The sequence below is a fragment of the Cellulophaga omnivescoria genome, assembly GCF_027915275.1.
Classification (GTDB): domain Bacteria; phylum Bacteroidota; class Bacteroidia; order Flavobacteriales; family Flavobacteriaceae; genus Cellulophaga; species Cellulophaga omnivescoria.
Genome location: NZ_CP115819.1, coordinates 576,351 through 586,709, shown reverse-complemented (window position 1 = coordinate 586,709; position 10,359 = coordinate 576,351). Strand labels below are relative to the sequence as shown.

Below are 10,359 nucleotides of genomic sequence, written 5' to 3'. Positions count from 1 at the left end.
TTCAAAAATAACGATAAAAGACTACTTAAATGTAGTCTTTTTGTTTTTGTAATCCGTTTAAAATGGCTTTGTTATCGATTAAAAACACCTGTTAATAATCAATTTAACAACGATATAATTTCTCTACATTGTTTTTCTAGAAGTTAACCATACAAATAGGGCTCTACACAACATTTATTTTCTAGCGGACTATCTAACGTTAATTTTGTAAGGTGAAGTTGTGTGTAGGTTATAATTAGGTGTTCTAATGCCAATCTCAAAAAAATAGAGAAAAAGCAAGCATCTTAACTAATCACAAAGAAATGAATAGAATAAAACACCCCAGCATGAAGAAGATTTTACTACCGATGATGCTTTTAATATCGGCAATTGCATTCTCACAGACCACAGTTACATTAGAAGATCAATGTAATTGTGAAGTACTTAGCGGTACAGATGTAACAATACCTGGTTCTAGTACACCTGCAGGAGCAGACCTTGGAGATTTGTATGTGAATACAGATACTGGAACAATATATTTCTGGGATGGTGATTCCTGGGAACTATCATCAGGCAGTAACCCTGAAATTCAAGATTTTACTTTTGATCAAACTACAGGAGAACTTACACTTACTATGCAGGGTGGTAGTACAAGTGTTGTAGATATTTCTTATTTGTTTGAAACAGTAACAACTTTAGTAGACAATGCAGACGGTACATTTACATATACCAATGAAGATGGTGTTACCACTACTTTTGATGCAAAGCGTTCTACCGTTTTAGATAATGGCGATGGAACATTTACATTAACAGATGATTCTGGAAATTCAGCAACCGTAGATACCAATAACACTATAACTACATTAGTAGATAATGGTGATGGTAGCTTTACATATACATCAGAAAACGGAACAGCAACTACATTTACAGAAACATTATCAACTTTAGTAGATAATGCAGATGGTACATTTACGTATACAAATGAAGATGGAGTAACTACTACTTTTGATGCAAAGCGTTCTACCGTTTTAGATAATGGCGATGGAACATTTACATTAACAGATGATTCAGGAAATTCAGCAACCGTAGATACTAATAACACTATAACTACATTAGTAGATAATGGTGATGGTAGCTTTACATATACATCAGAAAACGGAACAGCAACAACATTTACAGAAACATTATCAACTTTAGTAGATAATGCAGATGGTACATTTACGTATACCAATGAAGATGGAGTAACTACTACTTTTGATGCAAAGCGTTCTACCGTTTTAGATAATGGCGATGGAACATTTACATTAACAGATGATTCAGGAAATTCAGCAACCGTAGATACCAATAATACAATCACAACATTAGTAGATAATGGCGATGGTAGCTTTACATACACATCAGAAAATGGTACAGCAACAACATTTACAGAAACATTATCAACTTTAGTAGACAATGCAGATGGTACATTTACATATACTAATGAAGACGGAGTAACTACAACTTTTGATGCAAAACGTTCTACCGTTTTAGATAATGGCGATGGAACATTTACATTAACAGATGATTCTGGAAATTCAGCAACCGTAGATACTAATAACACTATAACTACATTAGTAGACAATGGCGATGGTAGCTTTACATATACATCAGAAAACGGAACAGCAACAACATTTACAGAAACATTATCTACATTGGTAGACAATGCAGATGGTACATTTACGTATACCAATGAAGATGGAGTAACTACTACTTTTGACGCAAAACGTTCTACCGTTTTAGATAATGGCGATGGAACATTTACATTAACAGATGATTCTGGAAATTCAGCAACCGTAGATACCAATAACACTATAACTACATTAGTAGACAATGGCGATGGTAGTTTTACGTATACATCAGAAAACGGAACAGCAACTACATTTACAGAGACTTTATCAACTTTAGTAGATAATGCAGATGGTACATTTACATACACAAATGAAGATGGTATCGCTACAACTTTTGATGCAAAACGTTCTACCGTTTTAGATAATGGCGATGGAACATTTACATTAACAGATGATTCTGGAAATTCAGCAACCGTAGATACCAATAACACTATAACTACATTAGTAGATAATGGTGATGGTAGCTTTACATATACATCAGAAAACGGAACAGCAACTACATTTACAGAGACTTTATCAACTTTAGTAGATAATGCAGATGGTACATTTACGTATACAAATGAAGATGGAGTAACTACTACTTTTGATGCAAAGCGTTCTACCGTTTTAGATAATGGTGATGGAACATTTACATTAACAGATGATTCAGGAAATTCAGCAACCGTAGATACTAATAACACTATAACTACATTAGTAGATAATGGTGATGGTAGCTTTACATATACATCAGAAAACGGAACAGCAACAACATTTACAGAAACATTATCTACATTGGTAGACAATGCAGACGGTACATTTACATATACCAATGAAGATGGTGTTACCACTACTTTTGATGTAAAGCGTTCTACCGTTTTAGATAATGGAGACGGAACATTTACATTAACAGATGATTCTGGAAATTCAGCAACTGTAGATACCAATAACACTATAACTACATTAGTAGACAATGGCGATGGTAGTTTTACGTATACATCAGAAAACGGAACAGCAACTACATTTACAGAGACTTTATCAACTTTAGTAGATAATACAGATGGTACATTTACATATACCAATGAAGACGGAGTAACCACTACTTTTGATGCAAAACGTTCTACCGTTTTAGATAATGGTGATGGAACATTTACATTAACAGATGATTCTGGAAATTCAGCAACCGTAGATACTAATAACACTATAACTACATTAGTAGATAATGGTGATGGTAGCTTTACATATACATCAGAAAACGGAACAGCAACAACATTTACAGAAACATTATCTACATTGGTAGACAATGCAGATGGTACATTTACGTATACAAATGAAGATGGAGTAACTACTACTTTTGATGCCAAGCGTTCTACCGTTTTAGATAATGGCGATGGAACATTTACATTAACAGATGATTCTGGAAATTCAGCAACCGTAGATACCAATAATACAATTACGACATTGGTAGACAATGGCGATGGTAGTTTTACGTACACATCAGAAAACGGAACAGCAACTACATTTACAGAAACATTATCTACATTGGTAGACAATGCAGACGGTACATTTACATATACCAATGAAGATGGTGTTACCACTACTTTTGATGCAAAGCGTTCTACCGTTTTAGATAATGGCGATGGAACATTTACATTAACAGATGATTCTGGAAATTCAGCAACTATTGATACAAATCAAGTTGCAGGAACTTTAGTAAACAATAATGATGGTACAATTACGTATACAGATGGCACAGGTTCTTCACAGACTATAGGCTTAGTAAGTTCAGATGCTAACAACGACATTCAAGTAGGTACAGACGGAGGTCTATATTTAAACGTAGCATCAGTTACAATTGATGAGACTGTTACATCTTTAACAGATAATGGCGATGGAACTTTTACTTATGAAAACGAGAGTGGCGCAACTACTACTTTTGATGCAAAGCGTTCTACCGTTTTAGATAATGGCGATGGAACATTTACATTAACAGATGATTCAGGAAACTCAGCAACTGTAGATACCAATAATACAATAACAACTTTAGTAGACAATGGCGATGGTAGTTTTACATACACATCAGAAAACGGAACAGCAACTACATTTACAGAAACATTATCTACATTGGTAGACAATGCAGACGGTACATTTACATATACCAATGAAGATGGTATCGCTACAACTTTTGATGCAAAGCGTTCTACCGTTTTAGATAATGGCGATGGAACATTTACATTAACAGATGATTCAGGAAACTCAGCAACTGTAGATACCAATAATACAATAACAACTTTAGTAGACAATGGCGATGGTAGTTTTACATACACATCAGAAAACGGAACAGCAACTACATTTACAGAAACATTATCAACTTTAGTAGACAATGCAGACGGTACATTTACATATACCAATGAAGATGGAGTTACCACTACTTTTGATGCAAAGCGTTCTACCGTTTTAGATAATGGCGATGGAACATTTACATTAACAGATGATTCAGGAAATTCAGCAACCGTAGATACCAATAACACTATAACTACATTAGTAGATAATGGCGATGGTAGTTTTACGTACACATCAGAAAACGGAACAGCAACAACATTTACAGAAACATTATCTACATTGGTAGACAATGCAGATGGTACATTTATATATACCAATGAAGATGGTATCGCTACAACTTTTGATGCAAAACGTTCTACCGTTTTAGATAATGGCGATGGAACATTTACATTAACAGATGATTCAGGAAACTCAGCAACTGTAGATACCAATAATACAATAACAACTTTAGTAGACAATGGCGATGGTAGTTTTACATACACATCAGAAAACGGAACAGCAACTACATTTACAGAAACATTATCAACTTTAGTAGACAATGCAGACGGTACATTTACATATACCAATGAAGATGGAGTTACCACTACTTTTGATGCAAAGCGTTCTACCGTTTTAGATAATGGAGACGGAACATTTACATTAACAGATGATTCAGGAAACTCAGCAACCGTAGATACCAATAATACAATTACGACATTAGTAGACAATGGCGATGGTAGTTTTACATACACATCAGAAAACGGAACAGCAACTACATTTACAGAAACATTATCTACATTGGTAGACAATGCAGACGGTACATTTACATATACAAATGAAGATGGTGTTACCACTACTTTTGATGCAAAGCGTTCTACAGTTTTAGATAACGGCGATGCAACATTTACAATTACAGATGATTTTGGTAATGCTGCAACTATTGATACAAATCAAGTTGCAGGAACTTTAGTAAACAATAATGATGGTACAATTACGTATACAGATGGCACAGGTTCTTCACAGACTATAGGCTTAGTAAGTTCAGATGCTAACAACGACATTCAAGTAGGTACAGACGGAGGTCTATATTTAAACGTAGCATCAGTTACAATTGATGAAACAATTACGTCTTTAACAGATAATGGCGATGGAACTTTTACTTATGAAAATGAGAGCGGCGCAACCACTACTTTTGATGCAAAGCGCTCTACTGTTTTAGATAATGGTAACGGAACATATACGATTACTGATGATTCTGGTAATTCAGCAACAATTGACACAAACAATACAGTAACAACATTAGAAAATAATGGAGATGGTACATTTACGTATACATCAGAAAACGGTACAGTAACTAATTTTGTAGGTACGGATAGTCAAGATTTATCATTAACAGGTGATAATCTAACCTTAACTAATGATCCAACAGCTACACCTATTGATTTATCAAACTACAGGGAGACAGTTGTAGGGGCAGGAGATATTAATGTCACTAATGACGGGTCTGGTAATTATACTGTTTCATACACTGACGGAGATAATGATGATGAAAATGAAATTGAATTACCTGAAGGCGGAACAAATGGACAAGTATTATCAACTGATGGATTAGGTGTATATTCTTGGGTAGATCCAGATTCAGGTCCACAGGGAGAAAAAGGAGATAAAGGCGACCAGGGTGAGCAAGGACCTCAAGGGATCCAAGGAGAAACTGGTCCTCAAGGAATCCAAGGTGAGACTGGTGCAACAGGTGCACAGGGTCCACAAGGAGAAAAAGGCGACCAGGGTGACCAAGGACCTCAAGGTATCCAAGGAGAAACTGGTCCACAAGGAATCCAAGGTGAGACTGGTGCAACAGGCGCACAAGGTCCACAGGGAGAAAAAGGAGATAAAGGTGACCAGGGTGAGCAAGGACCTCAAGGGATCCAAGGAGAAACTGGTCCTCAAGGAATCCAAGGTGAGACTGGTGCAACAGGTGCACAGGGTCCACAGGGAGAAAAAGGCGATCAGGGAGAAAAAGGAGATCAGGGAGACCAAGGACCTCAAGGTATCCAAGGAGAAACTGGTCCACAAGGAATACAAGGAATCCAAGGTGAGACTGGTGCAACAGGTGCACAGGGTCCACAGGGAGAAAAAGGAGATAAAGGCGACCAGGGCGACCAAGGAATCCAAGGAGAAAAGGGAGACCAAGGTGACCAAGGACCGCAAGGACTTCAGGGAATCCAAGGAGAAAAGGGAGACCAAGGAGATCAAGGACCACAAGGAATCCAAGGAGAAAAAGGAGACCAAGGTGACCAAGGACCACAAGGACTTCAGGGAATTCAAGGAGAAAAAGGAGAAAAAGGAGACCAAGGTGACCAAGGACCACAAGGACTTCAGGGTATTCAAGGAGAAAAGGGAGACCAAGGAGATCAAGGACCACAAGGACTTCAAGGAATTCAAGGAGAAAAGGGAGACCAAGGAGATCAAGGACCACAAGGACTTCAAGGAATCCAAGGAGAAAAAGGAGACCAAGGTGACCAAGGACCACAAGGACTTCAGGGAATTCAAGGAGAAAAAGGAGATAAAGGAGATCAAGGACCACAAGGACTTCAAGGAATCCAAGGAGAAAAAGGAGACCAAGGTGACCAAGGACCACAAGGACTTCAGGGAATTCAAGGAGAAAAAGGAGATAAAGGCGACCAGGGCGACCAAGGAATCCAAGGAGAAAAAGGAGACCAAGGACCACAAGGTATCCAAGGAGAAACTGGCCCACAAGGTATCCAAGGTGAGACTGGTGCAACAGGCGCTCAGGGTCCACAGGGAGAAAAAGGAGATCAGGGAGACCAAGGACCACAAGGTATCCAAGGAGAAACTGGCCCACAAGGTATCCAAGGTGAGACTGGTGCAACAGGTGCACAGGGTCCACAGGGAGAAAAAGGAGATCAGGGTGACCAAGGACCTCAGGGAATCCAAGGAGAAACTGGCCCACAAGGAATCCAAGGTGAGACTGGTGCAACAGGTGCACAGGGTCCACAGGGAGAAAAAGGAGATCAGGGTGACCAAGGACCTCAGGGAATCCAAGGAGAAACTGGCCCACAAGGAATCCAAGGTGCAACAGGTGCACAGGGTCCACAGGGAGAAAAAGGAGATCAAGGTGACCAAGGACTTCAGGGAATTCAAGGAGAAAAAGGAGATAAAGGCGACCAGGGCGACCAAGGAATCCAAGGAGAAAAAGGAGACCAAGGTGACCAAGGACCACAAGGACTTCAGGGTATTCAAGGAGAAAAGGGAGACCAAGGAGATCAAGGACCACAAGGACTTCAAGGAATCCAAGGAGAAAAAGGAGACCAAGGTGACCAAGGACCACAAGGACTTCAGGGAATTCAAGGAGAAAAAGGAGATAAAGGCGACCAGGGCGACCAAGGAATCCAAGGAATCCAAGGAGATCAAGGACCACAAGGACCTCAAGGGCCTCAGGGACCACAAGGTCAAGCTGGACAAGATGGGCAAAAAGGAGATAAGGGAGATAAAGGAGATAAAGGAGATCAAGGAGAAAGAGGTGCTACTGGGGCAACCGGAGCTCAAGGGCCTCAGGGACCACAAGGTCAAGCTGGACAAGATGGACAAAAAGGTGATAAGGGAGATAAAGGAGACCAAGGAGAAAGAGGTGCCACTGGAGCAACAGGTGCTCAAGGACCACAAGGTCCTGCAGGTCAAAAAGGAGATCCAGGAGATCCTGCATCCGATGATCAAACATTATCAACAAATGGTAATGCAGGTTATGTAGCTATATCAGGAGGTAACAATGTTACTATAAATGTTGATGATGCAGATTCTGTAATCGGTAACGAATACAATACTAACTTTAGAGTAGTAGGTAATAATTTAAGATTAACAGATGGTGGAGGAAACTTTAATGTTCCATTATCAGATTTAGGTTCAGATGATCAATATGATGATGAAGTAGAGTTACGTACACCTATAGATGTAGACGAAGGTGGAGAAGCATCTCCAACAGCAGAAACTAATGTACAAGAGGTAATACAAGCTATCGCTCCAATTACATCTAAAGCGGCACGTATATTTTACCCACCGTCTGTAGAAGTAGATGTAGCAACAAACGGAACTAAGACATTAGATTTATATGACGAATATATTAAGCAGTATGGAACACCAACTGTAGGTAGTGTTGGAGCACCATCAGCTTTACCAACATATACTAGAACAGAATTATATTATTATGTTACTTATGCAGATCCTACAGTGTTTAATACAGCAACAATGAATATAAATGCAAATGGTGTTTTAACATATACAGTAACTAATCAACCTACAGACTACAACACTTTAATAAACGTTGTATTTGTAGTAAAGTAAGCTAAAGCGAATAAAAACTTATCCTAGAAATTTGAAATCAATTAAAACATATAAATTTTTATTCGCTCTGCTACTAGGCTTGTTCTGCGCTAATGTAATTAGTGCTCAATTTTTATTGCAAGCACCAAATAGTACAGACGAGAATAATTATAAATGGTACAACGCAGCAGATACCAGTACCGTTTTGGGTACAGACTTCTTTTATGAAGTGAGTCAGCCAGGCGTATATTTTGCAACTTATGATGGTACCTTGTGTGGTAAAAACGCAAGTACATATTTTATACTTACAGATTGTAATACACCAAACAACGAGGTTACATTAGATATTTCTGCAAATATTTCATCAGGGGCATCTGTAAGTTGGTCACCAGCGTTAGCAGGAGATCAAACAGCTCCACAAGTTATAGCAACTAAAGATGTTGTAAAATATGTAGCAACATTGCTTAAAGCAGGTAACTCTGTTCAGCTACCTAGTTTTAAGGTAGTATGTATGAGTGAGGCAAGTGATTTAGAAAATGATATTGTTACAGTAGATGAAGACACCTCAATAATTGTAGATATTTTTGCTAATGATAATGGTTTACCTAATCCTGGTACATTAACAACTTCAGACCCCGTAAATGGTACGGTAACTATTGACGATAATGGAACACCTAATATTCCGTCTGATGATATTGTTACGTATGTTCCGGATGCAGACTATAATGGTCCAGACTCTTTTACATACACCGTGTGTAATAGTTATGGCGATTGTAGTACAGCAACAGTAGATGTTACCGTAGTACCAATTTTAGATACACAGGATGATGTAGTTGCAACAGATGAAGATGAAACAATTATAATAGATAATTGGCATTTAAATGATAACGATTTACCTACCAATGGTACATTTACAACAACAGATCCATCTAATGGTACAATTGTAGTAGACAATAACGGTACGCCAAATAATCCGGCTGATGATATCATTACATACACACCAAATCCAGGTTATATTGGTAGAGATACTTTTACTTATACCCTTTGTGATACTCTTGGTAACTGTAGTACATCTACAATTACTGTTATTGTTAATGAGTCTGAAATGACAGATTTAGATGCAGATAATGATGGTATACTTGATAGCTTTGAAGATCTTAACCTAGACGGAGACAATAATCCGGCTACAGATCCTACGGATACAGATGGTGATGGAATTCCAGATTATTTAGATATAGATGCAGATGATGATGGTATCCCAGATAACGTAGAGGCTCAAACTACAGCAGGTTACATACCTCCAAGTGGTTTAGATGAAAACGGTAATGGTTTAGATGATGCTTATGAAACTGATGGTAATTTAGGAATTTTCCCAGTAGATACGGATGGTGATAGTTTACCAGATTATTTAGATGAAGATAGTGATAACGATGGAGTGCCAGATGTAATAGAAGCTAATGATACAGACAGTAATGGTATTCCAGATGATACATTTGTAGGGTCTGATAAGGATAATGATGGTCTTGATGATGGTTTTGAAGGGTCTACTACTATTGATGATGATAAAAATGATGAAATAGATGATCCTATAAACGACTTACCAAACTCTGATGGCGATGGTGAGTTAGATTATAGAGATACTGATGATGACGGAGACGGCATACCAACTATTGATGAAGATATTAATAATGATGGTGATTTTGCAAATGATGATGCAGACGGTGATGGTATTCCAGATTATTTAGATTTTCCAGAATCAGAAGAAGATGGTATAGAAATATTTAATGTAGTTACACCAAACGGAGATGGTATACATGATGTGCTTAAAATAACAGGACTAGAGAGGTTCCCTAATAACACTATTAGAATTTATAATAGATGGGGAGTACAAGTGTTTGTTACTAAGTCTTATGACACTCAAAACAATAATTTTGACGGTACATCTCACGGTAGAGTTACAGTTAATAAAGATAAAAAATTACCAGTTGGAACATATTTTTATGTGTTAGATTATACCACACCAGCAGGTAAAACTAAACAGCTTAGCGGCTACATATATTTAAACAAATAGCATTAA

At 37.9% G+C, this 10,359-nt stretch carries 2 protein-coding genes; both read left to right on the top strand.

What is annotated here, in order from left to right:
* Positions 1 to 326: 326 nt before the first annotated feature.
* Positions 327 to 8,303 (top strand): hypothetical protein, encoded by a 7,977-nt coding sequence (locus PBN93_RS02570; protein WP_271081370.1) that lies wholly within the window; start codon positions 327 to 329, stop codon positions 8,301 to 8,303.
* 31 nt (positions 8,304 to 8,334) lie between these two features.
* Entirely contained in the window at positions 8,335 to 10,353 is a 2,019-nt protein-coding gene (locus tag PBN93_RS02565) for a T9SS type B sorting domain-containing protein (RefSeq protein ID WP_077406603.1), read from the top strand.
* Positions 10,354 to 10,359 lie beyond the last annotated feature (6 nt).